This window comes from Ideonella sp., from assembly GCF_036277275.1.
Taxonomy (GTDB): domain Bacteria; phylum Pseudomonadota; class Gammaproteobacteria; order Burkholderiales; family Burkholderiaceae_C; genus Ideonella.
Genome location: NZ_DASUNH010000174.1, coordinates 1 through 26017, shown reverse-complemented (window position 1 = coordinate 26017; position 26017 = coordinate 1). Strand labels below are relative to the sequence as shown.

The window sequence follows — 26017 nt, the reverse complement described above, 5'->3', positions numbered from 1 at the left end:
TCAGAGCGGATCGATGGGTCGCACGTCGCGTTCGAAGTTCTCGACGAAGTGGCGCACCTTGTTGTAGGTGTCCTTGGTCGCCGGCTCGAAGCGTTCGAGTTCCAGGTGTGCGAGCAGCTCGCGCCCGGCCGCGGTGTCGGACAAGCCGACGAGAAGTCGTCGCACCTCGACCACGACATCGGCCGGTACGTCGTCGCGAACGACCAGTGCGTTGTTGACGAGCGGCATCGTCTGCCACTTGACTTCGATCTGCTCGGCCAGCCGCGGATGGTCCTTGACGAACACGCGCCACGGCTGGGGCCAGGTGGCCGCCGCTGCTGTCTTGCCGAGTGCCATGCTCATGATCGAGCTCTCTTGCGTGCCGACATAGCTGTTGTCGAGGTCGCGCAGCACGTTGATGCCATGGTCGTGCAGCCAGCGTTGCGGCAACAGCGTTGCGGCCAGCGCTGTCGGCGCCGGGTAGCTGACCTTCTTGCCAACGAGATCGGCGGGCTCGTCGATGCCGCTGTCGGTTCGCACCAGCAGCAGCCCGCGGAAGTCATGGTCGTCGCCCATCTTGGCGAACACGTGGTAGCCGCTCTCCTCGGCGCTGATCGCCTGATAGGGGTTGGGCAGCGCGAAATGAACGGTGCGATCTTTCAGCTTTCGCTCGAATGCCTTGTAGTCTTTCGCCGTTTCGAGCTGGAACCGCACACCGTTGAATCCACGGTTCAAGTGGTCCATCAGCGGCTGGTAGAGCTCGAACAGGTGCTTCGGGTTGTGCAAGGGGTGCACCGCGAGCAGGTAGACGGCCTCCTGCTCGTGCTTCGGCGGCGGGGAATACGACGGCTGATAGACGGGCGCGTCGCTGGGCCGGCAGCCGGCCGCCAGCACCAATGCGACAGCCGCCAGGCTGCGCAGGGCGGCCAGGTGGGCACGAAAGGCATTGACGAAGGATGAGGGCATCGGACGGATCGAAGGCTCGACCCGATTTCAAGGGCCTGCACCCGACGCTTTCGGCCAGCGACGTGAGCGTGTGAGCGGTTCTAAAGCCCCAAAAATGGCGGATTTCCTCCACCTGTAACCGTCATCGGCCGCATCAGGTGGCTGCCGCCGCTACATCAGGTGGCTGCCGCCGCTAGTAGCGAGCGCGCATCACCTCCAGCGCAGACACGGCCGGTGCGTGATGACCCCAGGCATTGCGGATGTGGCTGAGGACCGCGGCGATGTCTTCGTTGGCGAGCGTCGGGCCAAAAGGGGGCATGCCGTAGGGCGCGGGGTTGCCGGCCGTCGTCGGCGGAAAGCCACCGCCCACGACCATCCGCACCAGGTTGGTCGGGTCGTTCAGCGTGACCATGCGGTTGCCCGCCAGCGCCGGGTAGGCGCCGCGCGCGCCTTCGCCTTGGTCACCATGGCACGAAGCGCAGTGCTTGTCGTAGAGCTTCGCACCGTGCCGCAGCGCGGCCGGATCGATTGGGGCGTCTGCGCGGCGCTGGGGCCCTTGGTGCTGCGGCAGCCCCTTCAGAAACACGGCCATCGCCTGCAAGTCGGCATCGGTCAGGTACTGCGTGCTGCGAAAAACGACGTCGGCCATCGGGCCTATCACCGAGGCGCGGGGTGAGACACCGGTTTTCAACAGCGCGGCCACCTCCTGCGTCGGCCAGTCGGCCACGCCGGCTTCTTGGGGCGAGGCCAGCGACGGCGCATACCAGTTCTGCATCGGGATCAGGCCACCGCGAAACTCGAGGGCGTCGGTGATGGCACCGAACGCGTTGCGCGGTGAATGGCAGGCCACGCAGTGCCCGAGGCCTTTGACGAGGTAGGCGCCGCGGTTCCATTCGGCAGACTGCTGCGGTTGCGGCTGGTAGCTGCCCGGCTCGAAGAACATCGCTCGCCATACCGCCAGCGCGGCTTGCGTGCCGTAGGGGAAACGCAGCTCGTGCGGCCGGTTGGCCTGGCGCACGGGCGGGAGCGTGCGCAGATAGGCGTGGAGCGCATCGGCATCTTCGCGGCTGACCTGGGTGTAGCTCGGGTAGGGGAAAGCCGGGACCAGCAGCCGACCGTCTTTCGAGCGCCCGTTGTGCATCGCGCGCCAGAAGTCCGCGGCGCTCCATCGCCCGATGCCCGTCTCGGCGTCGGGCGTCAGATTGCCGGCGAAGACGATGCCGAACGGCGTTTCGATGCCACGCCCACCGGCGTATTCGGCGCCGCCGCGCGTGGTGTGGCAGGTGGCGCAGTTGCCGGCGCGTGCGAGGTACGCGCCGCGTTCGACCAGCTGCGGCGTGATGGCGAGCGACGCGGCGTGGCCCCGTTGCGGCGTCTCGTCGCGCAGGTTCCGCGCCACGACGACGGCCAGCAGGCCCAGCAGCAGGCCCACGACCACGAGGCCGATCTTCACCGGGCGATCGAGGAACATGCGGCTGGCCGTCACGGCAACGCGCTTCCGCAGCGCAGCGGCAGCGGCTCACCGGCGGCTGTCGCCGCTTTCGGGTTCGGCGGCAATGGCTGCGCCGCCAACCAGGTGGACACGGCGGCGATGTCATCGGGGCTGAGCGCCTTGGCGATCTGGGCCATGCAGTCGGGCGCGGCGGCCTGGCGCGAGCCACTGCGCCACGCGCCGAGCTGGCCGACGAGGTAGTCGCGCGGCAGGCCGAGCAGCCCGGGCGTGGCGGGCAGGGTGCCGGTCATCGCATCGCCATGGCACTTGACGCAGGCCGGCAACCGACGCGCGTCGTCACCGTGCCGGGCCAGGCGCTCGCCAGCCGCCAGCAGCGCAGGGGGCGCTCGGGTGGCGGGTGGTGCGGGGTAGGGCAGATCGAGTGCGGCGAAGTGCTCGGCGATGCGGCGCAGGTAGTCGTCCGACATGTGCTCGACCATGTTGGTCATGCCGGCGTAGTGGCGCCGTCCGTCGCGAAAGCCGAGCAGCTGGTTGTAGAGGTAGCCCGCAGGCTTGCCTGCAATGCGCGGGAAGTAGCCCTGGTTGGTGGCGCGCCCGTCCTTGCCGTGGCAGGCGGTGCAGGCGATCAGGCGCTGCTGCAGCGTGTCAGGCACCTGGTGCCCGCCCGTGGCGTTGCCGGCCCAGGCGGCGGCGGTGCAGCACGCCGCGAGCGCAGCGGCGCCAGCGCGCCTGGCCAAGGCACGGCCAAAAGATCGGCGCAGAGACCGGTGGAGAAGACTGTGCGGCACGCTCATGGTTGTCGGCACTGTGCCTGATGCCGCATCGAGCGCAAAGGCTCAAAAACGGAGAAACCGGCCATATCAGTTGAACGGCGGCCGGGCATTTCTGCTGTGAAGGTCGGCGAATCAGTACAGTTGATCAAATGGTGATCTTGACCAGATCAGTTGCCTGCTGCCGCCGATGAAGCGCTACGAACGTTTTGCCGACGAGATCGCCGGGCTGATCCGGCAGCAGACCCTGCGCCCGGGCGACAAGCTGCCCTCCGTTCGGCAAGCCAGCGCCGGCCGACAGATCAGCCCGTCGACGGTGTTCCAGGCGTATTACCTGCTGGAAGCCCGCGGCCTGATCCGGGCTCGGCCGCGCTCGGGCTACTACGTCAACGCCACGGCCAGGGTGACATCGCCCGAGCCGCTGGCTTCACAGCCGCCGGTGAGCTCGACCCATGTGGCGATCAGCGACCTGGTGTTCGAGGTGCTGGGCGCGATGCGGCAACGCGAGCTGGTGCCGCTGGGCTCGGCATTCCCCGGGCCGGAGCTGTTTCCGCTGCCGCGGCTGGCGCGCACACTGGCCTCGGGTATGCGGCGGCTGGACCCGCGACGCATCGTCGAAGACCTGGGCCCCGGCAATGCGGAGTTGCGTCGCCAGATTGCGCTGCGTTATGCCGTGCAGGGAATGAAGGTCGACCCGAACGAGATCGTCATCACCAACGGTGCGATGGAGGCGCTGAACCTGTGCCTGCAGGCTGTCACCGAGCCGGGCGACGTGGTGGCCATCGAGTCACCCACGTTCTACGCCGCGCTGCAGGCGCTGGAGCGCTTGAAGCTGCGCGCAGTGGAGGTCACCACCCATCCGCGCCACGGGGTCGACCTGGCCGCGCTGCGGGCGGTGCTGGCCCGGCATCGCGTCAAGGCCTGCTGGTTCATGCCCAACTTCCAGAACCCGCTGGGCAGCCTGATGCCTGACGAGGTCAAGCGCGAGCTGGTGGCCCTGCTGGGCGAGCACGACATCCCGCTGATCGAAGACGATGTGTATGGCGAGCTGTACTTCGGGCGCCAACCGCCGTTGCCGGCGAAGGCGTTCGACCGCAGCGGCTCGGTCATGCATTGCGGCTCGTTCTCCAAGTGCCTGGCGCCGGGTTATCGGGTCGGCTGGGTCGCCGCCGGCCGGCAGGCGCAGGCCGTCGAGCGATTGAAGCTGATGAGTTCGCTGTCGGCGCCGGTGCCGTCGCAACAGGCCATCTCGGGCTACCTTCAGCAAGGTGGTTATGACCGCCACCTGCGCCAGCTTCGCCAGGCGTTGGCCGGCAGCCAGGCGCGAGCGCTGCGGGCGGTGGAAAGGCACTTCCCAAAGGGGACGCGCATCACACGGCCGGAGGGCGGCTACTTCCTGTGGGTCGAGCTGCCTGCCTCCGTCGATGCCTTGCAACTGCAGCGCCTGGCCTTGGCGCACAGCATCAGCCTGGCACCGGGCCAGATCTTTTCGGCCGACCGGCGCTTCGGCCATTGCCTGCGCCTGAACTTCGGCCACGCCGCGGACAAGCGCCTCGACAACGCCATCAGGACGGTGGGCCAGTTGGCGGGTTCGCTGATGCCGCCTGCGTGACGGTCGTCAGTCGAGTTCAACCGCTGGCGCCGCGTGCGGCCGGGGCGAGATGGCACCCGATTCAACGATTCGCAGACGCGCATCGACGTGCAGATCGGCACAGCCGTGCGCACAGGCAGCTGAAATTGCAGCCCGAAGCGCCTCATCCCATGCCAGAGCCGTCAGCGCATCCCGTTTCGTCAGGACCACCGGATCGTTGGCGAGCCCCAACGCCTCGCTGAGGTCGCGCCGCCAGCGCCCGTAGTCCGCCTCGCAAGGCGAAACGCCGTGAGCGTTGAGGACCTCGTGGGCCGCCGAGACACCCCGCTCGAGGGCCAACGCGTCTGCGCCAGCCACGTCCAGTGCGAGGGTTCCTGGTGTCGTTCGCAAGGGCATCGTCGACATTGAAGCCTGTTCAGCAGGGCCCGACGGCGGGTTCCTCGGTGGCGGGGCGAAGGCGGGCGTCTGACATGAGGTGTCCAAGCTTGTCAGCGATGTCGCAAAGGCGCGCACTGTAGATAACGTTTCCAGGCCACGCCATCGCGATGCGACCAGCCGAGGGCAGCGCGGACGAACTGCGCTGAGCCGCGACGAACGGGACCGTTGGCGTCTAGCTATGCGCCTGGCCGCCGCGCAGATGAGCGCCCGCCTGGCCGTTCGACTGGACTTGCGCCTCATGCCCACGGGCTCGCAGCCACGCGGCCCAGCGTTCCGCATGTGCTTTGTCGGGGTGCCAAGGCCCCGCCGAAAAGGCGGTGAGCTCTTTGGAGCATCGACCGTACACCACCCGCCACAACATCAACGACTCCCGCTGTCCCATCGGGCGGATCAGGTCGGGGCCTGACCGCCATCAGCACAATTTTGCCCGGTCCGCCACGCCCGGCCCGGCATCTGCGCCGCCGCCTACAGCGGCACCGAGTCTTTCACGCACTGCTTGATGGAGGCTTCGCGTGCGGCGCCCAGCAGTTTCTTGTCGTCGGCGATGCTTTGGCAGCTGGCCAGGACATCCGGTGTCATTTCCAAGATGCATTTCCGGATGAAGGCGGTCTTGGCCGCGCCGGCAAGTGCCTTTGCCGTCGCCTGGGTGTTGCAGACGGTCTTGGATGCCGCGACGGTGTCGCTGGTGCACCGGGTCAGGAACGCGGTCTTCGGCTCATCGGTCAGGCCCTTGCCGGCGGCCTGGCTGACACACAGGTCGGCCCGCGCGGCGACGCAGCTCGTGGCGATGAGCAAGGCGATGGTCATGGTCTTCATCGAAGTCCCCCAATCGGCCGGGTGCTCTGCACTCTAGCGCGATTCGAGCAGGGCCGCGGGGCGTGATGGGCCGGCGATTCGGGCGACCCGCCAATCCCGCTCGTGGCCGTCGGTCTGACCCTTGCGACAGGATGAATATTCAGCATCCGCCGACGCCCATTCGGTGTAAGAATTGGGAAAATTTTCCCAACATGTCGTCGGTGGGCCGTTGAACGCCTGAGGCGCCGCGAGCCTAGCCAGCAAAGATGGGAGGGCAGCCATGTCCAGCAGTTCGAGACCGGTGTATCGAGTGATGGTCGTCGACGACGACGAGACGAACCTGTTGCTGGCCAGCGAGGTGCTTGGCTTGTTCGGGGCCCAGCCGATCGCGTGGAGCGACGCGGCCGCTGCCTTCCGGGCGTTCCAGCAAGACCCCGTTGATCTGATCTTCCTGGATGTGCACATGCCCGGCATGGGCGGCTTGGAACTGGCGGACAAGATCCGGGCGCTCGAGCAGCAAACCGGTCGGCAGAGAACCCCCATCGTCGCCTTGACCGCCAGCGCGATGCCCCATGAGCGGCAAGCCTGCCTCCAGCACGGCATGGACGAAGTGATGATCAAGCCGTTCGCCTTCGCGGAATTGAAAGCGACGCTTCGCCGGTGGGGCCAGCCTGAGCAGTAGACGCTGAACCGCGGCCAGACGAACGTCCCCAACATGAGGGAGCGCGTCGCCCCAAGCTTGAAGCCCACGCAGGCCCCTGACACGCGTAGAGTGGCCTGCGACGCTCCGGGTGGGCGAGGGGATTGCCATGGTGCGAACCACGTCATCGATCAGGGCCGCTCTGCCTTTGGCAGGTGGTGCGCTTCTGGCGGCATGTGCGGTCTCGACCGACCGCACCAGGGAGGAGCTCGGTGCATTGTTCGCACCGCTGGAGACACCGTCTGCCGAGCAGATCACCGATCCGCAGGCGACACTTGGCCGAGCACTGTTCTGGGACGCGCGCACCTCGGCCAACGGTCGCATCGCCTGTGCGAGCTGCCACGATCCTGGCGATTGGTCAGCAGACAGGCGGCGGCAATCGACGGACGCGAAGGGCAAGCTCACGGCGCGGCACTCGCAGCCGATCTTCAACGCGATGATGCAGACCAGTCTGCGCTGGACCGGAGACCGCGCCAGCGGTTCGGCCCAGGCCGAAGGCTCGATGACCGGGTCGATGGGCTATGCAGACAAGGCGGCGGCGTTGGCCAAGCTGAAGGCGCTGGGCTACGAGCCCGCATTCAGGGCTGCGTTCGCAGACCAGGCCGAAGCGCTGAGCGCGGCCAACTACGGCCGTGCCCTGCAAGCCTATCAACGTACGCTGGTCACGCCGGCGCCGTTCGATCGCTACCTGCGCGGCCAGGACGACGCGCTCTCGCCACTGCAGAAGCGCGGCCTGCGAACTTTCGTTGCGGCCGGCTGCGCGGGTTGCCACAGCGGGGCGCTGTTGGGCGGCCAGCAGTTCCAGAAGTTCGGCCTTGCGAAGGACTACTGGAGCGAGACCGGATCCGAGCGTGTCGACGAGGGCCGCTTCCTGACCACCGGCGCCGCCGACGACAAATACGTCTTCCGCGTCGCAATGCTGCGCAATGTGGCCAAGACGGCGCCGTACTTCCACGACGGCAGCGTCGCCACGCTGGATGGCGCGGTGCGCGTGATGGCGAGCGTGCAACTGGGCCGCACGCTGCCCGACGACGACGTCGCCGCGATCGTTGCGTTCCTCGAATCGTTGACCGGCGACGTGCCGGCACACTATGCGGCGCCGGCACAGTGATTCAGGCGGCCGGGGCAGAGGGCGTGGCTTGGCTGAGCGGGAGCTTCGACCGCCGCACCTGCGTTCATTCCTCGGCGCGAGGATTTGACGCTACCGCGGCGCTCAGTCGCCTTCGCGCGGACGAGCGCCCACCGGCTCAGGCAGCAGCGGGGGCCGGGGCGGCTGCGCCAGGACGTTTGTCAACGCATCAACGAAGCGGTTTCGCCGCGCAGATTCGCTGTCACTGCGTGGCTCGCCCGTGGCCCAGGCCGCATGGCTGCGCGCGGGAGACAGCGCGTCCATCACCCGTTTGACCGCCTCGTCCGACATCGCGATGCCCCCGCCGATCGAGACCTTGTCGACGGCGCCGTGGCCGCGCTCTTCCAACGCGGCCTCGAGCTTCAGCAGGCGATCGCAGAGCAGCAGCAGCACGGCGTTCTCGACCGTGACGTCTTGCTGGCCGCTGACCTTGTTCACCAAGGCCCGGCCCATCGGCGCAAACCCCTGGCCCGCCGCTCCCCCGATGGCCGCACCGACGGCAGTGCCGACGCCCAGCGACAGGCCGGCCAGCGCGATGTCGAGACCCAGGCCAATGGCCGCGCCGACCGCGGCGCCCTTGCCAAATGTCTGCGCCGAGATCTTCAGCGCCTCGGGATCGAAGAGATCGTCTTCCCAACGGCCGCTGACTCCCGGCAGGCTCTCGACGTCCGCGTCGCCGACTCGAAAGTCGTGAGCCTGCAACAGCTCGTGGTGGGCGGCTCGGGCGTGCGCAACGACGTCCTGCCGGATCTTGTCGATGCATGTCGCGAGCTTGGCTTCATCGGCCAGCTCCGCACGGCTGAGTGTGCGGCGCAGGGCGGCCAGGCCCACCAGGCAGTTGGCCACGGCCTTCATGCCAGCGTTGCGGCGGCTCGCGGCAGCGCGATGGGCGGCCGCTTCCAGCGTCTGCGCTTCCGGCCGCCTGTTGGCCAACGCCGCCGCCAGCGACTGGTAGAACAGTCGCTCCGATCCGGGGCCCGGGACGGCGGCGTCCAGGTTCACCTGGGCTTGCATGCCGTGCTCGTTCAGGGCCGCCGGCCACCGATCAAGGCGGCTGCCGGCGCTGTGCAGGTGATTCAGCACCACCACGATGGGCTTGGCGATCGCGACCAGCAGCGACATTTCGCAGCGAAACTTCGGCAGTACCGCCTCGCGCGTGTCAACGACGTAGACCACTGCGTCGGCGTCGAGCACGGCGCGAAGTGCCCTGGCTTCCGGCGCGAAATCGTCGTTGGCGTCGGGCCGTCTCAGGAACGCGCGAATGCGGTCTGCCGGCGTCAGGCCGTGGGGGACGGCCTGAAGCAACTCCAGCAAGGCCACCGGATCTTCAATGCCGGGCGTGTCGTCGAACCGCACCGCAACGCAGGCGTCGAACCTGCGAAATGCAGAGACGACCGTCTTGGTCGTCCCGGGCGCCTCATCAACCTCGCCGAACTCGCCGCTTCTTGTCAGCGTACGAATCACGGCTGTCTTGCCCGCATTCACATGGCCGACGACGGCCAGCACGATCGGGCGCTCAAGCATGGGCCTGGCTCCCAAGCCACGCCTGGGCCTGCTCGGCGTCGGTGAACACGGTCACGGCATTGTCGAGTTGCATGGCGGCCAGCCAGTTGCGCCATCGCGCCGTCGGCGCGTCACCCAGCAGCAGCAGGGCTGCCTTGGCGTAGCCGGGTGTGGCGGCGCGCAGGAATCTGGCCGTTCCGCGATCGGGCGTGGCGTTGGCCCAGCAGACGATCATGACCTGCCTGGGCCGGGTCTGGGCGACCCGGTCGAGACACTCGCGGCGCTCTTCGGCGGTTCCTTCGATGCGCGCTGTCCAGCCTTCTTCCGGCGGCGGATCGCGAAGCGGCCACGGCGCCTCTGCCGGCAGTTCGAAGCCGATGACCGAGACCATGTGCGGCAGCGCCTGGACAGCATCCGAACTGCCCAATGGCGTGAGGTCTGTGCCGGCTGCCGCTGCGGCCGCATCCCAGCGCGCAAACCGGTCAAGCAAGGTGCGGGTGTAGCCGTCGGCCGGATCGACGAGGCGCAGGGTCGCCCGGCGGCGGCGCCAGACAAGCCAGCAGACCGCCATGGCAACCAGGCGAGGGAACAACCCATAAACGACCGTGCAGCCGATGAGCCACCAGGCCCAGGGGCTTTGGTCGCCGGAGGCACCGCCTGCCGTCATCACCGCCGTCGGGTCGGGGACCGGGAAGCCCAGCGCCGCAGGAAGCGCCCCGGTGGCGCTGACGAGCCGGGCGAAGAACGCCGGGCTGAGGATGGTGGTTTCCCAGCTCAGCGTGTAGGCCCGGAACGAGAACGAAACGAGCAGGCCGAACAGGATGCCCAGGAGGGCGCCGATCCACACCACGTGGTTGGCCAGACCAATGCTCCACGGCACCAGCCGGGCCTGGCCCAGCGCCTCCAGGCCCGCCCGGAACAGCCGAAGGCTGTTGGGCGTGCGCAGGCCCGGAAGGCGGGCAGCGGCGGCCAGCGCCCACCGGGTCACCCCACCGCCGGCCAGCGGACGACGCCAAAGCAGGCCCACGCACCAGACCACGAGGCTCAAGGTCGGCAGTGTCAGGACGGCGGCCAGCGCGCCGATCGCGTTGATGCGGCGGTCCTGTCCCGTGACGGCGTGCAGGATCTCCGACGACAACAAGCCGATCACGGCCGCGGTGGCCAGCAGCAACCATGGCAGCCAGGCGCGCCAGCGCTCGATCGCCTCGTCAAGACCGAGGCGTTGGCCCAGCAGCCGTGCGCGAATGGCCAGCCGACGCTCGGGACTGCTGGCTTCGGTGGCCGCCGAGCGGACCGCCTGCCCATCGTCCAGTGGCCCATCGTCTTGCTCGATGGCACGCACCGTCCGAAATACGACCGTCGACAGCCAGTCGGCCCTGGGTGATTCCGAGGTCACTTCGTGATTGTCCTGACGAAGCACGTGGCTGGCCAGAGCGGCTTGCCTGCCTTGGCCGCATCGAACTTCGAGGCGCTGCCAAGCATTCCGTTCAGCAATCCCATCGTTCCTCCTTGTGGCGCCGCGTCGTGCCCACATCAGCATGCGGCAGTGGCTGCGATCTCGGGCGATTGTCCACGTCCCTGTATTGCCGGCCGTCGGCCGGGGGAACCAAGCATCCGGTGGCATCCGTTCTTCGAACGCGCGCCCGCCGGCGCACAAACGGAATCCGAAGGCCGATGACGACATCGGTGCCTAGGGATTCGGCATCAGGCGCGCCCCACCTAGCATCTGGGCCAGCCGCAGCGCATCGCCAAGACCAAGTGGCGGCCATCAGCCGATGGCGGGCCCGCAGGTTCTCCTCCTTCCCCACGTCAGACAGACAGCGCCATGCAGAGCACGAATCAACAAGCCCACACCCGTCCCATGCGCACCAGCCGTCGCGCCCTGCAACTGGTGGCGGCCGTTGCCTTGGCCGGATGCGGGGGATCGAGCACGCCCGACCCCGAGACGCTTTCACCCGAAGATCTGGCCACCGAAGCCGACGTCGCGCCGATCGACCACGGCGCCGGCCCGGGGATGGGGGCGGACGACCAGCAGCGCAGCACCCGCGTATCGGCCCTGGGGAAGCAGGCCGCCCAGGCGATCGCCGTGCCCAACGGCGGACCGGATGCGCATTTGAGGGGCGCGTTCGGTGAGCCCTTCAGTTGGCCGCTCATTCCGCTGCACACCATCTTGCTGCCCGACGGGCGCGTGCTGAGCTACGGCAGCAAGCCCAGCGGCATTCAGAGCGGGCTCATGCACTACGCCCTGTGGGATCCGCTGCAGGGCACGGGCACCGAATCCAAGCTGCTGCTGTCCAACACGACCGGTACCGACATCTTCTGCGCCGGCCAGGCGCTGCTGCCTGACAGCGGCAATGTGCTGCTGGTCGGTGGCGACCGCATCGCCAATGGCAAACGCAACTACGCCAACAACGACGTCAATGTGTTCACGCCTTCCAACAATGCGCTGACCAGGCAGTCGCAGTCGATGGCGTACCAACGCTGGTACGCCACGCTGGTGACGACGTCGTCCGGCGAGCAGGCGGTGATCGGTGGCCGCATCGACCGGCTGTTCGAAGGCAATGCCCAGTACCCGCCGACGGACGCCAGCTATGCCAGCACGCCCGAGGTGTACAGCGCCACGCAAGGCTGGCGCACGCTGACCACCGCCAAGAGCGAGTGGGCCTACGGCTCGAACGTCCAGTCCTGGAGTTATCCGCGGGCCTGGTGGTCCCCGCAGGGCAAGGTCATCGTCTTCACCGTCAAGGGCGAGATCTTCGCGCTCGACGTCGCCGGCACCGGCAGCGTGGCCAAGGTGCCGGGCGCCATGCCGACGGGCGCCTACATGCTGCCGGCTGCGATGTACCAGCCCGGCAAGATCCTGTCGGTGCGCGCAGCGGCCAAGGCCGTCGTGGTCGACATCAACAATGCCACGCCGGTGGTCACGCCCACGGCGTCATTGTCGGCCGACCGCCGCTTCGGCAACGCGACCGTCCTGGCCGACGGCAAGGTCTGGGCCAATGGCGGCTCGACCACCGGCAACGACCTGGCCGGTGCGCGCTACGACTCCGAAACCTGGGATCCGGCCACGGGTGCCTGGACGCTGGGCGCCTCGGCCACCAAGCCGCGGCTCTACCACAGCGTCTCGATGCTGATGCCCGACGGGTCGGTGCTGACCGGCGGCGGCGGCGCCCCGGGCCCGGTGGTGAACATGAATGCGGAAATCTACTTTCCGCCGTATCTGTACAAGACCGATGGTTCCGGCGAGCCGGCCGTCCGTCCGACCATCGCCACGGCGCCGAGCGCGGCGGCCTGGGGCCAGGCCGTGCCCGTGACCATGTCCGAGGCGGCCCCGGTGGCGCGGATGACCCTGGTTCGCTTCGGCGCCGTGACGCACGCCTTCAGCAACGAGCAGCGCTTTCAGGACGTGGGCTTCACCCAGAACGGCCAGGACCTGACAGTCACCATGCCGGCTTCGGCCAACTACGCGCCGCCGGGTTTCTACATGCTGTTCGCGCTGGACGCGCAAGGCGTGCCCTCGCAGGCCAAGATCCTGCGCCTGGGCGCTTGAGCTGACAACGCGGGGACGGCCGGCTGCTTCCTGCCTGCTTCCTTTGGGGAGCGGCCGGGCCACACAGGCGAACCGCGCCGGAGGTGCGCGCCGTTCGCCTGTTCGCCTGTTGGAAAATGCAGCCGCGATGCCCACCCGCAAAGCTGCCCGACACCACCACCACGTCTACGTGGTCGAGTTGTCCGATCGTGTGTGGAACGTGCCGGCGTTTCGCAAGGCCAATCCCGAACACGTTCTCGGCAAGCCCCTGGTCTATGTCGGCATGACCGGGCTGGATCCCGACCTGCGGTTCGACCGGCACAAGGCAGGCATTCAGGCCAATCGCTACGTGTTGCAGTACGGGCTTCGCTTGATGCCGGAGCTCTACGAGGTCTACAACCCGATGCCCTACGAGGCGGCAAGGGAGATGGAGGTGGAGCTGGCCATCGGCTTGCGGGAAGCTGGCTACGGCGTCTGGCAGGCCTGACCCGGGGCGTGAACGGCGCAGCGTTGTCGGTGAAGCGAACCGCGTCGAAGAGCTGGGGTTGCATGTGGACCCGCAGCCGGATCCTGGAGTGACGGTACTGTCCAGGAAGCCCTTGGGGCTTCCGGAACAGCGGCGCGATTGTTGCTCATGTAACGCACCAGTTGCCCGTCACCGTGACTTTGGGCTGTGTCACACCATGGCCTTGAGAGAGCCATCAGGGCGGGTCCGAGTCAAACCCGATACTTCGGTTTGTCCCGGACCCACGGCTTCGCGCCGCGGCGCCTACTTCACGGTGTGCTCTTCCTCGAGGCTGCTGCTCGGAAGGAAGACGCTGTCCGCGGTGGGCAAGTAGCGCGCCGTGACCGTCACGACACCGGGCCTGGCGAATGAGGTGACCCATTGGGCCGTCCCCTTCCTGTTCAACGCGACGGGCGCGCCCATGTCTTCGCCATTGACGGCGAACTGCACGTGGCCCGTCGGCACAGGCTGCTTTCCGGTCTTGGCGCTGAGGGCGACGGTGGCGGAGAAGGTCACCGGCCCGTCACCCGGGGGCGTCGGATCCTTCGCATCGATCAGCGACGTCTTGGTGGACCCGGCCATGATCTGCTGGGCCAGCTCATAGGTCTTGACCAGCCCCGGTTCGCCGGTGACGCGGACGTCGAAGACGCAATTCGCATTGGCGTCCCTGCCGGTGATCGGGCGGCACAGTTCGACCGCGGTCGCCTTGTCGATGGGCTTCGCCGGCAGGTCGTCCGAACCCGGGATCAGGCAGGGCGGAGACTCCAGCGGCCACGCGTCGAAGGTGAAGTTCTTCGTCGACGTTCCCGGCGCATAGTCGAACAGGCTGCTCGCGTCGGTGACGCGCCAGGCGTCCGCGAAGGTCTCGTTCAGGTCGACGTAGCGGTCATGCAGTGCAATCGGCCGCAGGCCCAATGAGCTGCCGTCCGGCAGGGTGGGCAACCAGCTGCCCGGCTTGATCGCGCCGAGGATGCCTTCCTTGGCAGGCGTGCGAAGCACCTTCACGGTCAGGTACCACTTCGCCTGCGAGGCCCACCAGTTCGGCACCACCGTCAGGACGGTGCCGTTCGGGAAGTCGACCTGGATGCCGTCGCCGACCGGCGCTTTCGACACCCGCCCGCCCGGAGGCAGGTTGATGCCCGATGCACCGAGCGTCGTGAGCACGCCGTCGATGCGCAGCTGCATGCCGCTCGAGTCGGGGTGGCCGTCGATGTTCGGCTGGTAGGTGACGCGGTGGCCGCCCACACGCGTCGCGACCGCGGTGTTGAGGCTGACGCACGAAGCAAGGCCCGTGTAGGGATTGGTCGGCGGATTCATCGTCGACTGCACCGGTGTCTGGCGCGTCTGGATCTCCATGCCGTTGCCGTCGCGCAGCGCCACGAACTCGCCGGCACTCTGGAAGTCGTAGTGAACACCTTCCACCGTGGTGAGGTGGGGGTCGCCGTCGGTCGCGCCATCGGCCACGGAGCCGTAGTGCAGCAGCTCATTCGGCGAACCGAACGGCAGCGCGATGAGGCCCGGCCAGCCGGCGGTGGTCGAGATGTTGTTGGTGTTGACGTGCAGGTGGTTCCACACCATCGCCGGCGTGTCCAGCGGGTGGGTCTGCAGGTAGCGCGCCACCACGCCCGCCACATGCGGCGCGGCCATCGAGGTGCCGTTGATGGTGTTGGTGGCGGTGTCGCTCGTGGCCCAGGCGGAGGTGATGCCGACACCGGGCGCGTAGAGGTCCAGGCAAGGCCCGAAGTTCGAGAAGCTGGCCACGACATCGTTGGTCGGGTCGGTGGCGCCTACCGTGAATGCCGAGGGTTCCAGGGCGGGCGAGAAGCCGCAGGCATTGGCGGACGAGTTGCCGGCCGCGACCGTGTAGACCACGCCACTGGCCACCGAGTTGGCGACGGCCGTGTTCAGCGAGGGCACCACCGCAGCGACGCCCAGGCTCATGTTGGCAACCGCTGGGTGGATCGCGTTGTTGGTCACCCAGTCCACCCCGGCAATGACGCCGGACACGGTGCCCGACCCGCTGCAGTCCAGCACCCGCACGGCATGCAGGTTGACGAGCTTGGCGATGCCGTACGTCGTGCCACCGACGGTGCCGGCCACGTGCGTGCCGTGACCGTGGCAGTCGTTCGCGTCCGGGGCGACGGCGGTGAAGTCCAGCGTCGCCCGGCCCACCATGTCGGTGTGGGTGGCGCGGATGCCGGTGTCGAGCACGTACGCATGCACGCCCGCGCCGGTCTCGCTGTAGGTGTAGCGGTTGTCCAGCCCCAGCAGGCGTTCGCTCGTTCTGTCCAGGCCGGTGGGCGGGTTGAGCTGGACGGTCTTGAGCGACACCGCCTGGTCGGCATCGATGTAGTCGACGTTCGGGTCGGCGCGCATGGCGTCGAGCGCGGGCTGCGGCAGTCTGGCGCTGAACCCCACCAAGGCCTTGGTGTAGGTGAACCCTATCGTGCCGCCGTTGCGGGTGGCCTTCCTCTGGGCGGCCCTGACCTGCGCGTTGCTGGTGCCGGGCTTGAAGACCACGATGTACTGGTCTTCAAGCGCGTCCGCGCGCTGCTGGCCGACGACGGGCGCCAGGCGCGCCGGCTTGGCGGACTGCGTCTGTGCAGGTTTCGCGTTCGCCTGTGCAGGCGGGTTGCCCGCCGGTGCGGCGGCCGCGGCGGAGCCGAGCGCCATGAGGCACGCGACGGCCAGGCCCACGCGCGTGCGAGCGGCGATGAATTGACATTGAGCGAGAGCAGCCATTCTTCTTTCCTCCTCTACCCAGCGGGTGAATGCCTGAAGACCAGGCGGACGGAGGTAAGAACGTGGAGAGGGACCCAAATCCGGACATCCCTCGATTTCCGTGGAGCGGCCGACAGACGTGGCGACTGTCATGTCGCGGTGGCCAGGTTGCGTCCACCGGGGCGTTGGGCCATCGACGGCCCGCCATCAAGCGGGCCGTGGGAAGGCCGCAGATCAGATCAGGCCAGGTCGAAGCGGTCCAGGTTCATCACCTTGGCCCAGGCGGCCACGAAGTCGCGCACGAACGTGGCTTGCGCGTCGTTGCTGGCATAGACCTCCGCCAGCGCGCGCAGCTGCGAGTTCGAGCCGAACACCAGGTCGACGGTGGTGCCGGTCCACTTGAGCTTGCCGGTCTGGCGATCACGGCCTTCCAGCACGCCCGCGGCGGTGGCGGACCTCTGCCACTTGGTGCGCATGTCGAGCAGGTTGACGAAGAAGTCGTTGCTCAGCGTTCCGGATCGGTCGGTGAAGACGCCGTGCTTCGAGCCGCCGACGTTTGCGTCCAGTGCGCGCAGGCCCCCCACCAGCACCGTCATCTCGGGTGCGCTCAGGGTCAGCAGCTGCGCCTTGTCCAGCAGCAGCTCGCCGGCCAGCTCCTCGAGCCCGTCGCGAGCGTAGTTGCGGAAGCCATCGGCCTGCGGCTCGAGCACGGCGAACGAGTCGACGTCGGTCTGGTCTTGCGAAGCATCGGTGCGGCCCGGGGAGAAAGGCACCGTCACGTCGTGGCCGGCCTTCTTCGCCGCGGCCTCGACGGCCGCGCTGCCCGCCAGCACGATCAGGTCGGCCAGCGAGATCTGCGTGCCACCGCCCTGCGCGCTGTTGAATGACTGGCGGATGCCTTCGAGTACAGACAGTGTCCGGCCCAGCTCGGCGGGCTGGTTGACCGCCCAGTCCTTTTGCGGCGCAAGGCGGATGCGCGCGCCGTTGGCGCCGCCGCGCTTGTCGCTGCCGCGGTAGGTGGAGGCCGAGGCCCACGCGGTGCGCACCAGTTGCGCGAGCGGCAGGCCCGAAGCCAGCACCTGGGCCTTCAGTGCCGCGACGTCCTGCTCGTTCACCAGGGGGTGATCGACGGTGGGCACCGGGTCCTGCCAGATCAACGCCTCTTTCGGCACGAGCTTGCCGAGATAGCGGGCGCGCGGGCCCATGTCGCGGTGTGTCAGCTTGAACCAGGCGCGGGCGAAGGCATCGGCAAAGGCCTGCGGATCCTGGTGGAAGCGGCGCGAGATCCTCTCATAGGCCGGGTCGAAGCGCAGCGACAGATCGGCCGTGGTCATCATCGGCGCGTGCTTCTTCGACGGGTCGTGCGCATCGGGGATCATGTGCTCGGGCCTGACGTTCTTGGCCACCCACTGGTGGGCACCGGCGGGGCTCCTGGTCAGCTCCCATTCGTAGCCGAAGAGCATGTCGAAGTAGCCGTTGTCCCACGTCGTCGGGTGAGGCTTCCAGGCGCCTTCGATGCCACTGGTGGTCGTGTGCACGCCGATGCCAGTGCCGAACGTGTTCGTCCAGCCCAGGCCTTGCTCCTCGATCGACGAGCCTTCGGGTTCGCGCCCGACGAACTTCAGGTCACCCGCGCCGTGGGCCTTGCCGAAGGTGTGGCCGCCGGCGACGAGCGCCACGGTCTCTTCGTCGTTCATCGCCATGCGGGCAAAGGTCTCGCGCACGTCGCGACCCGATGCGACCGGGTCGGGTTTGCCATTGGGGCCTTCGGGGTTCACGTAGATCAGGCCCATCTGCACGGCGGCCAACGGGCTGGCCAGTTGCCGGTCGCCGCTGTAGCGTTCGTCCCCCAGCCAGGCGGCCTCGGCACCCCAGTCGATGTCGGCCTCCGGCTCCCAGATGTCTGCCCGGCCGCCGCCGAAGCCAAGGGTCGTGAAGCCCATCGATTCGAGCGCCACGTTGCCGGCCAGCACGAGCAGATCGGCCCACGAGAGCTTGCGGCCGTACTTCTGCTTGATGGGCCAAAGCAGGCGCCGTGCCTTGTCGAGGTTGCCGTTGTCGGGCCAGCTGTTGAGCGGCGCGAAGCGCTGGTTGCCCGTGCCCGCGCCGCCACGGCCGTCGGCGGTGCGGTAGGTGCCCGCCGAGTGCCAGGCCATGCGGATGAACAGCGGCCCATAGTGGCCCCAGTCGGCCGGCCACCAATCCTGCGAATCGGTCATCAGCGCGTGCAGGTCTTTCACCACCGCGTCGAGATCGAGCTGCTTGAACGCCTGGGCATAGTCGAAGTCTTCGCCCAGCGGGTTGGACTGTGCCGAGTGCTGGTGCAGCAGGCCCAGGTTCAGCTGATTCGGCCACCAGTCACGGTTGGTGCGCGCGGCTGGCCTTGGTTCGCGGGCCCCTGCGAATGGGCACTTCGATTCGTTGGACATGATCGATTCCTGGATTGCCTTCGATGCAGGCAGTCTAGAAGTCGGGCATCAGCAGATCCATTGAGAAAGCTTGATCGTGGCGATAGCCGCACGTTCATGGCTTGGCAGCAGAACCATCGCCAAGCTGACGCGGCCAACGGCTCTCCTGGCTGTTGACAGCGGTCCCCGAACTACCGATCCTCACCGCATTCCATCGATGCGAGGGCCCATGCGCGAAATCGAGATACGAGTTGCAGAAAAGTTTCCAGAGCCTGAGTTCTCCCGGCTTCAAAGGCTCGTCTTTTGCGATGTGCAGCAGCCCTCGGAGCAGTTTGCGTCCGTCCTCAACGAAGAGGCTGCCCAGTTTCCTGGCACGGATCACCAGCATGTCCCGATGGTCCGCATGGGGGCCTACGACGGCGACGCGCTCGTCGGCTGGTCCAGCGGGTGGATGGAACGCGGCAAGGTCTTCTACATGGCCAACAGCGGTGTCGTGGCCACCCACCGCCGCAGGGGCCTTTACTCGAGATTGGTGACGGCGGTGCGCGAACACGCTGCCTCGACGGGGGCCGTGGCGCTGCGCTCGCAGCACAGCGTGGCGAACAACCCGGTCATCATCGCCAAGCTGCGCGCGGGGTTTCAGATCTCGGGCGTGTCCATGCATGCGCAGATGGGCACGCTGGTCGAACTGACGCTGCACCTGAGCGAAAGCCGGCAAGCGCTGTACCGCACCCGCGTGCTGCCATTTGTCGTGCCGCAGAGCCAGGCGTAGCACGCGCCGACGGTTCGGTTGGCATGTTGTGGTGCGACGCCGGCCGATTCGTCGACGGGAGGGCCAACCCCCTCACCGGCGAACGGCGCGACGACGCGATCCCCCCACGACGACAGCATCCGGGCTGCTTTCTGCTCCAGTTGGCGGTAAGTGCCGCGCGCGGGCAGGTTGGTTGCATCCATCAAGGCGAGATTCTGTAACGCGCGAAGTGCAGCCCAGCCGACCTTGGTGTCTCGCGAAGGCATGCGTCGTCCATCGTTGACCTTTGGCAACCGACAGCGCTTGCCTTGATGGTGCCTGAGCACCAAGATGGCAACGGGCCCCGTGTATCTGGGCGCCGGCCATGACGCTCGGTCGGAGCAACCCCGCCGCTCCACGAGGAAAAGGGGAGGCCATGTCGAACAGTTCGAACTTGACCACGACCACCCGCGCCCGCCGCGTGATGGTCGTCGACGACGATCAGTCCAACCTGATCCTGGCCAGCGAGGTGGTCAGGATGTTCGGCCACGAGCCGATCGTCTGGGGCAGCTCGGCAGCGGCCCTCGAAGCCATCCAGAGCGACCACGTGGACCTGATCTTCATGGATGTGCACATGCCGGGCATGAGCGGCCTGGAGCTGACCCAGCAGATCCGCGCGCTGGAGCATCGGCAAGGTCGGCGCCGCACGCCCATCGTTGCCTTGACTGCCAGCGCGATGCCGGAAGAGCGGGCAGAGTGCCTGGCGAACGGCATGGACGACGTGATGACCAAGCCGTTTCAGTTCGCAGCGATCAAAGCCATGATCGACCGCTGGTGCGAGCCATTCCATTTGGCGCCGGACTCGAAGTAACGGCCGTCGCCACGGCGGCCGCGTCGGCTCAGACCACCCGGCTTGGCGCGGTCATCGGAATGCCCGTCGTCGCAGGCGGGCCTGATCGCCAAAAGCGGCCTTGCCCGAGGGGTGATGTCACCTCCATGTCACCTCCTGCGCAGCCGAGCGCGAGGGTCGCACTTTGATAATCAGCCGGCCTCCCGCCACGGCGCGCACGCCGGTGATGCGAAGCGAGGTTGGTTGTATTCGATCAACGCCTGCGAGGGGGCGCGACACGTCCGTGTCTCACCCATTCGCGGGTCCCCGGCATCTGGCATTCGACTGAAGAGGTACGCATGTTGGCGACGATTTCCTATGGCTGCGCGCGAGGCGCCTCCCGTGCGCGATGGCGCCGCGCAGTGGTTCAGGCACTGGTGACGGCCGCGCTGGCCGGGCAGGGCGCGTCTCACGCGCAAGGGCAAACCCCGCCGGCGACGAGCGCCGGTTCGCTCGTGACGGCGCGAGAGATCACCACCTTGGTCGTGCAGAGCAAGGACCAGGTGGCGCAGTCTCAGGCACCCCTGACTTTTGGTCAGGTTTTCGCGCGAGGAGATCTCCCTCGCGACGCGAAGCTCGTCGCCAGCGTCGCGGGCGAACGGGTGCCTGTTCAGCTGGACGTGAAGGCCCGCCACGACGATGGCTCGGTTCGACATGGCGTCGTGTCGGTGGCGATTCCTCAGCTCGCTGCGGGTGCCTCCGCAAAGATGGTCCTTTCCTCCAATCCGAGCGGGGACCAGATGGTCGCCTCGCTGCCAACCCAGCGCGATCTGATGCGCGCCGGGTTCAGCGCGAAAGTGCGACTCCAGATCGAAGGCAGAAGCTACCGCGCATCGCCCAATTCGATGCTCTGGCAGCAGCAGGGCGTCCCCTGGTTGACAGGCCCGATCGCGCCCGAATGGATCGTGGACGCCCCGCTCGTCGACGACGCAGGGGCGATCCACCCGCACCTGGCCGCACGCTTCTTGGTGCGCTGGTATCCCCAGCAGTCGCGCGCACGGGTCGACGTCGTGCTCGAGAACATGTGGGCGTATGAGCCTCATCCCCAGAACTACCTGTACGACGTGAACGTGCGCGTCGGCGAGAAGCTTGTCTATGAGAAGCAAGACCTCGAGCACTTCGCGAGGGCACGTTGGCGCAAGTCGTTCTGGTGGGGGGCGGAGCCCAAGGTGCACCTTCGGCACGACACCCGCTACCTCGTGGCCAGCGGCGCCGTTCCGCACTACGACCTGACGTTCAAGCCGGCTGCCTCCGCACTCGACAGCCTGGCCGCTGCCTGGAAAGCCGCGCCGACCGAGCCGATGGCGCCGGGTCTGGTGCTTCCTGCCATGCCGACGACCGGGGGGCGCGACGACATCGCGCCGTTTCCGAAGTGGACGGCGCTGTACCTGCTGAGCATGGACGCGCGTGCGAAGGCCGCGACCCTGGGCACAGGCGACCTCGCCGGTAGCTGGCCCATCCACTACCGCGACAAGAACACGGGGCGCCCGGTCAGCCTGGCCGACTACCCCTACATGACGATTCTCGGCCGGCCTGGCGATACCGTGAACCCGCGAACCGGGTTGAGCGAGGCTTTCCCTGAATGCAACGCTTGCGACACCGAGCCCTATGTCTACCAGGTGGACTCGGCGCACCAGCCGTCGTTGGCCTACCTGCCGTACTTGGTGACGGGGGACCACTACCACCTGGAAGAACTGCAGTTCTGGGCCAACTACAACATGCTGCAGTCGAATCCCTACTACCGCGGCTTCGAGATGGGGCTGTTGAAATGGGATCAGGTGCGCGGGCAGGCGTGGTCGCTGCGCACCCTGGGGCACGCGGCCTACATCACGCCCGACGACGATCCGATGAAGTCGTACTTCACGGAGCGCCTGCGCCACAACCTGGACTGGTACCGCACCACCTACGTCGACGGGCGTTCGAACGCGCTGGGCGTGATCGACGCGGGCTACGCCATCGTCTATACGACGCCAGCGGGCCCTTCGACCGGGGTCGCTCCGTGGATGGACGATTTCTTCACCTGGAGCGTCGGGCACCTGGCCACCGGGCTGGGGTTCGAGGAAGCCCTGTCGCTCGCCCGCTGGAAGGGCACCTTTCCCGTCGGGCGAATGACGGCGGCCGGCTATTGCTGGATCGATGGCGCCGTGTACGCGCTGGCGGTTCGCCCTGCGACCGGAAGCCCGTTGTTCAGTGACTTCCGGCAGGCCTATCTGACGACGATGCAGGGTGTCGACTCGTCGGGCCGGCCGGTGCCGCTGGTCAACAGCACCGGGGCGCTGTACCTGGACCAGCCCTGCGGCAGCCTTGCGCAGGCGCAGTGGCGCACGCAACAAGACATCGACATGAACGTGCATCGCTCGCCGTGGGTGGCCGGCGAGATGACGGGCTACGCCTCGGTGGCGTCGGGCTTTCCGTCCAACATGCAGCCTGCACTCGCCGCTGCGGTGGACGTCGGTGTGCCGAACGCGCGGACGGCATGGGATGTCTTCATGAACCGTTCCGTGAAGCCGGACTACACGCAGGCACCGCAATGGGCCGTCGTGCCAGCGGGGCAGAACAGGCGTTCGCCGCGACGGTGATGGCCCGCATGACGAGGCCGGCTCAGGGCTGCTTGCACGTTGTCATGCCAGCTCACCGGCACGCCATGGGCCCCCAGGTGCAAGACGATGTTTGAATCCAACGGGCGGCCCCACGCCACGGCGGAAGCCATTCGGGTCCAGATCGACTACCGGGTTGCCGAATACCGGGCCATCGTTGGCGAGTACGCGACGTCCGTCGATATGGCCGGTGCGCCTGCCGGGCCGCGGCGGCCATGGCCCGGGCCGGTGACCCGGCTCGTGCTGGCCCTGCTGGTGCCTCCGGTCGTCTGGTTCAACAAGCTGCGCACCGGGCGGTGCGCCTTCGAGTTCGACGCCAGCGGGCTGCGGCGTACCGCCAAAGGCCGCACGGCGATTCGATCGTGGTACCAGGTGTCCAGGGTCGTCGAGTTGCCAAGCGGCTTCTTGATCGAGCTGCACGAGGGCGCGACGTATCCCATTCCGTATCGCGCGCTGTCGCCGATCCAGCTCTGGACGCTGCGCGGCTTGATTCGAACCCGGTGCCGGTTGTGATGGCCGGCACCGCTTCGCGGCAAGGTGTGTCGGCCACGGGTCTTTGCAGCATGGATCTCTCGTCAGCCACGGTTCGCAGCACGCACGACTTTCTGTGCCATGTGACGAACATCCACGGGTACTCGGGGCACCAGGTGCGTTTGCTCGAATCGGCCATGCGGTGGTCGCCGGAAATGGGCCAGCCCAGCCTGCGAACGATCGAGATTCGCGGCCTCATCAAGCACGACGTCACCCACTTCGTCGACATGAGCACGACACGGTGGGGCTTCCAGTACACGTTGCACAAACGCCGGCTGCTCGAAACCATCAACCGGCGCGACAGTGGGGTCGAGCAGGCGCTGTCGCCGTTCATGCTCGAAATGGCCGAGCTGGATCTTCACGCGGGCCTGCTCGAAACGTGCGACACGCACGTGGTGGACATCCAGTCGGTTCGGCTCGATCTCGCCCACGAAGAGAGTTTTGGCGTCGTGCCGATCTTGCAGCTGGAAGGCAAGGAGGGGCGGCACCACACCGTGCCGATGGGTTTGATGAGCCTTCTGGAGGCGCACGCCATCGCGAACGAGTACCTGTCGATGCTGTCGGACATGCAGTGGGTGACCGACCGCATCCGGCTTCGACTCGACATGCAGGAGTTCGAGCGCCGATTCGACGCGATGCTGGCCGCTCCCGACGGCCTGCTCTGGTCGGCGCCATTGCATCTGGCGCGGATCCTGCTGCCGTGGTTGCGTTGGGAAGAGCAACTGCGAATGGTCGATGCGCTGGTTCGATTCGCACTGGATGCGCCCGATCTCGCGCTCGTCCGAATGGCAGAGGGCTACCGGCGAAGGTTCGACAACCCGGCGCTGGGGGACTGCGTCTGCAGCGAGCTGCGGCGTGGTCGCCAGCTGCCGGTCGTCTATGTGATGAGCTTGATTGCCATCCACCAGTTGTTCGAGGAGTCTGACGCCGCTGGACGCGATGCGTTGCTGCTTCGGATGCGCAAGCTGCCTCACTCCACCGTTCCCTACCTGCTCACCACCGCCTTCGGGGTCGATCCGTACGCGCTCGACCCCGCATGGTTCGATGAGGTGAGGGCCCAACTGATCGCCGCGGAGCCGATGGGACCGGAGCAGCGGATCCTTCAGAAGAGTCTCGAGGTGAATGCGCCCCTGGTGGCCGCCCGCTCGGCCGGCGAGTTGCCGTTCCAGCGCTTGGCGTTGATGGACATGGTGCTGGACGATGGTGCCATCGTGCGGCCGCCGCGCCGAATCGATCTCGACGTATGGCGACATGTCGACGAGAGCGTCGCTGCCATGGCCCGCATCGGCGCGATTCACCGAATGCACAGGCGGATGCACGTTCCCGCCTCGGCCGCGGTCGCCTTGCCCGCCTGAATCGCCGGCGGCCCCTCGATCAGGCCATCGTTGCCACTCGCCTGAGGTGGGGCGCCAATGCCTGAAGCTCCAATGGCTTGGGCAGGCATTCATCCATGCCCGCCTCGAGGCAGCTGCGCCGCGCCTCGGCGCTCCATGCGGTCGTGAAACCGACGATCGGGAACGGCGGTATGGCGCCCTGCCGCTGCAAGGCACGAAGGCGTTGCGTCGCCTCGATGCCATTCATCTCCGGCATGTCGACGTCCATCAGGACAAGGGTCGGCGCAGCACCCGTTTGACAGGCTTCCATGGCCTGATGGCCGCCGCCGGCGGTGGTCACGGCGTAGCCGAGGGCTTCCAACATCGCTCGCCCGACGATCAAGTTGACGGGCGAGTCGTCCACGAGAAGGATCGACGGCATGTGCCCGGCGTCCAACGGTGCAGGCCTGGTCTGGCCGGTGGGCGTGTCCGGGCCATCCAACTCGGCGACGAAGTTTTCCATCTGCTGGGGGCTGAAGGGAAAGACATGCACTTCATAGCCCGGCACGCAGTGCGGTTCACGCAAGCACGTCGAGCCGGCCGGCACTGCGTAGATCAGTCGAGTCCACTGGGGCAAAAGCTCAGGGAGGCTGGCCGTCCCGTCGGTCAAAGGGTCTCCCGTTTCGACCACCACGACGATCGAGGGCCTGGCGGACTGGGGCTGCTGGGCGAGCTGGGCCGCCGCAGCCTCGAACGACGCAAACTGCGAGACCGCCCAGCCGAGCCGCGTGAATCTGCGAAGCCAGGAAGCTCCCATGTGGTCTTCCACATTGACGAGCCAAGCGCGTGCACCCTGTGCCGAGCGCGTCTCGGTCGGGATATCCCACGCGCCGTCCGTCTCCGTTTCAAGCGTCAGCAGCACACCGTCCTGGTGGACCAGGTGCAGATGGATCTGCCCGTTGATGGCCGGCCAGTAGCCTTGGATCGGGGCACGCGTGCCCTCGGCGGGCTGCTGCAAGGCCAGTCGCGTTTGAATCTCTTCCTGCACGGCTTCGGCATCCAGTGCACCGATGCCGCCGGCATGCACGGTCAGTTTGATGCGGCGGCCGGCCGGTTGAGCGGTCGCCGTGAGCGTCACAAAGCCTGTTCGCAGCATGGCCACCACGGCCAGGAACATCCGATGGCAGGCCCCTTGGAAGGCGTCCGGTGCGCCCTCGACGCAGACGTTCGCTCCCGAGCAATCAAAAGAGAAAGCCAGCTTCTTGGCCAGTACCAAGGGAACCGCTCGCCGGGCGGCTACCGTGAATACTTCTGCGAAGTCGAACGTCATGGGAGCGCCTTGGTTGCTGCGCCGCAGCGGCGTGGCGAAGACTCACGGTGGGCGCTCGTGCAGCCCCGGCACTTGCGCTTGCCGCTTTGGTAGAGCGCGGCCAGCGCCACGTCTCTGGGCAAGCGTCGTTCCTGCCCTGCTTGCCACGGTGGCGGTGTAAC

21 protein-coding genes are annotated in these 26017 nt (G+C 67.4%); 10 read left to right on the top strand and 11 right to left on the bottom strand.

What is annotated here, in order from left to right; all coding sequences use genetic code 11:
- The 3 genes from VFY73_RS29590 to VFY73_RS29580 form a co-directional block, all read right to left on the bottom strand.
- A complete protein-coding gene (locus tag VFY73_RS29590) occupies positions 1-945 on the bottom strand; it encodes a phosphate/phosphite/phosphonate ABC transporter substrate-binding protein (protein WP_329725188.1) in 945 nt (314 codons plus the stop codon).
- A 172-nt stretch (positions 946-1117) separates the two neighbouring features.
- Positions 1118-2395 (bottom strand): c-type cytochrome, encoded by a 1278-nt coding sequence (locus tag VFY73_RS29585; RefSeq protein WP_414654570.1) that lies wholly within the window; start codon positions 2393-2395, stop codon positions 1118-1120.
- Positions 2396-2406: 11 nt separating this feature from the next.
- Entirely contained in the window at positions 2407-3114 is a 708-nt protein-coding gene (locus VFY73_RS29580; protein WP_329725186.1) for a cytochrome c4, read from the bottom strand.
- 223 nt (positions 3115-3337) lie between these two features.
- Here VFY73_RS29580 and VFY73_RS29575 point away from each other — a divergent pair, with 223 nt between their 5' ends.
- Positions 3338-4759: a PLP-dependent aminotransferase family protein gene (locus tag VFY73_RS29575; protein WP_329725185.1), complete on the top strand. Its 1422-nt coding sequence runs from the start codon at positions 3338-3340 to the stop codon at positions 4757-4759.
- Positions 4760-4765: 6 nt separating this feature from the next.
- On the opposite strand, the gene VFY73_RS29570 is transcribed toward VFY73_RS29575, so the two are convergent.
- Both VFY73_RS29570 and VFY73_RS29565 read right to left on the bottom strand, forming a co-directional pair.
- Positions 4766-5143, bottom strand: a complete 378-nt coding sequence (locus VFY73_RS29570) for a hypothetical protein (protein WP_329725184.1) — start codon at positions 5141-5143, stop codon at positions 4766-4768.
- A 498-nt stretch (positions 5144-5641) separates the two neighbouring features.
- Complete coding sequence (locus VFY73_RS29565; protein WP_329725183.1) at positions 5642-5983, bottom strand: PsiF family protein; 342 nt, start codon at positions 5981-5983, stop codon at positions 5642-5644.
- 301 nt (positions 5984-6284) lie between these two features.
- Here VFY73_RS29565 and VFY73_RS29560 point away from each other — a divergent pair, with 301 nt between their 5' ends.
- Together VFY73_RS29560 and VFY73_RS29555 are read left to right on the top strand one after the other, a co-directional pair.
- Positions 6285-6653: a response regulator gene (locus VFY73_RS29560; RefSeq protein WP_329725182.1), complete on the top strand. Its 369-nt coding sequence runs from the start codon at positions 6285-6287 to the stop codon at positions 6651-6653.
- A 235-nt stretch (positions 6654-6888) separates the two neighbouring features.
- The gene (locus tag VFY73_RS29555; protein WP_329725181.1) at positions 6889-7782 is read left to right on the top strand and encodes a cytochrome-c peroxidase; all 894 of its coding nucleotides are present in this window, start codon (positions 6889-6891) and stop codon (positions 7780-7782) included.
- 102 nt (positions 7783-7884) lie between these two features.
- Here VFY73_RS29555 and VFY73_RS29550 read toward each other — a convergent pair whose 3' ends face one another.
- Positions 7885-9324 carry a DUF3482 domain-containing protein gene (locus VFY73_RS29550; protein ID WP_329725180.1) on the bottom strand — a complete coding sequence of 480 codons (1440 nt, stop codon included), beginning with the start codon at positions 9322-9324 and terminating at the stop codon, positions 7885-7887.
- The gene (locus VFY73_RS29545) at positions 9317-10960 is read right to left on the bottom strand and encodes a DUF2868 domain-containing protein (RefSeq protein ID WP_329725179.1); all 1644 of its coding nucleotides are present in this window, start codon (positions 10958-10960) and stop codon (positions 9317-9319) included. The genes VFY73_RS29550 and VFY73_RS29545 overlap by 8 nt, the downstream gene beginning before the upstream one ends.
- A 204-nt stretch (positions 10961-11164) precedes the next feature.
- On the opposite strand from VFY73_RS29545, the gene VFY73_RS29540 reads away from it, so the two are divergent.
- Entirely contained in the window at positions 11165-12853 is a 1689-nt protein-coding gene (locus VFY73_RS29540; protein WP_329725178.1) for a galactose oxidase-like domain-containing protein, read from the top strand.
- Between the two features lie 127 nt (positions 12854-12980).
- Positions 12981-13319 (top strand): hypothetical protein, encoded by a 339-nt coding sequence (locus VFY73_RS29535; protein WP_329725177.1) that lies wholly within the window; start codon positions 12981-12983, stop codon positions 13317-13319.
- Between the two features lie 282 nt (positions 13320-13601).
- Here VFY73_RS29535 and VFY73_RS29530 read toward each other — a convergent pair whose 3' ends face one another.
- The 3 genes from VFY73_RS29530 to VFY73_RS29520 all read right to left on the bottom strand — a co-directional run bounded on the left by VFY73_RS29530 (position 13602) and on the right by VFY73_RS29520 (position 18854).
- Positions 13602-16079, bottom strand: a complete 2478-nt coding sequence (locus VFY73_RS29530) for a S8 family serine peptidase (RefSeq protein ID WP_329725176.1) — start codon at positions 16077-16079, stop codon at positions 13602-13604.
- Between the two features lie 218 nt (positions 16080-16297).
- Positions 16298-18487 carry a catalase/peroxidase HPI gene (gene katG, locus VFY73_RS29525; protein WP_329725175.1) on the bottom strand — a complete coding sequence of 730 codons (2190 nt, stop codon included), beginning with the start codon at positions 18485-18487 and terminating at the stop codon, positions 16298-16300.
- 94 nt (positions 18488-18581) lie between these two features.
- A complete protein-coding gene (locus tag VFY73_RS29520; RefSeq protein WP_329725174.1) occupies positions 18582-18854 on the bottom strand; it encodes a hypothetical protein in 273 nt (90 codons plus the stop codon).
- 6 nt (positions 18855-18860) lie between these two features.
- On the opposite strand from VFY73_RS29520, the gene VFY73_RS29515 reads away from it, so the two are divergent.
- The 5 genes from VFY73_RS29515 (at position 18861) to VFY73_RS29495 (ending at position 24568) form a co-directional block, all read left to right on the top strand.
- On the top strand, positions 18861-19238 hold the full coding sequence (locus tag VFY73_RS29515; RefSeq protein ID WP_329725173.1) for a GNAT family N-acetyltransferase: 378 nt from the start codon (positions 18861-18863) through the stop codon (positions 19236-19238).
- Between the two features lie 394 nt (positions 19239-19632).
- The gene (locus VFY73_RS29510) at positions 19633-20067 is read left to right on the top strand and encodes a response regulator (protein ID WP_329725172.1); all 435 of its coding nucleotides are present in this window, start codon (positions 19633-19635) and stop codon (positions 20065-20067) included.
- Between the two features lie 317 nt (positions 20068-20384).
- Entirely contained in the window at positions 20385-22664 is a 2280-nt protein-coding gene (locus VFY73_RS29505; RefSeq protein WP_329725171.1) for a hypothetical protein, read from the top strand.
- An 87-nt stretch (positions 22665-22751) separates the two neighbouring features.
- A complete protein-coding gene (locus VFY73_RS29500) occupies positions 22752-23195 on the top strand; it encodes a YcxB family protein (protein ID WP_329725170.1) in 444 nt (147 codons plus the stop codon).
- A 140-nt stretch (positions 23196-23335) separates the two neighbouring features.
- Positions 23336-24568: a hypothetical protein gene (locus tag VFY73_RS29495; protein ID WP_329725169.1), complete on the top strand. Its 1233-nt coding sequence runs from the start codon at positions 23336-23338 to the stop codon at positions 24566-24568.
- 19 nt (positions 24569-24587) lie between these two features.
- On the opposite strand, the gene VFY73_RS29490 is transcribed toward VFY73_RS29495, so the two are convergent.
- Positions 24588-25856, bottom strand: a complete 1269-nt coding sequence (locus VFY73_RS29490) for a response regulator (RefSeq protein WP_329725168.1) — start codon at positions 25854-25856, stop codon at positions 24588-24590.
- Positions 25857-26017 lie beyond the last annotated feature (161 nt).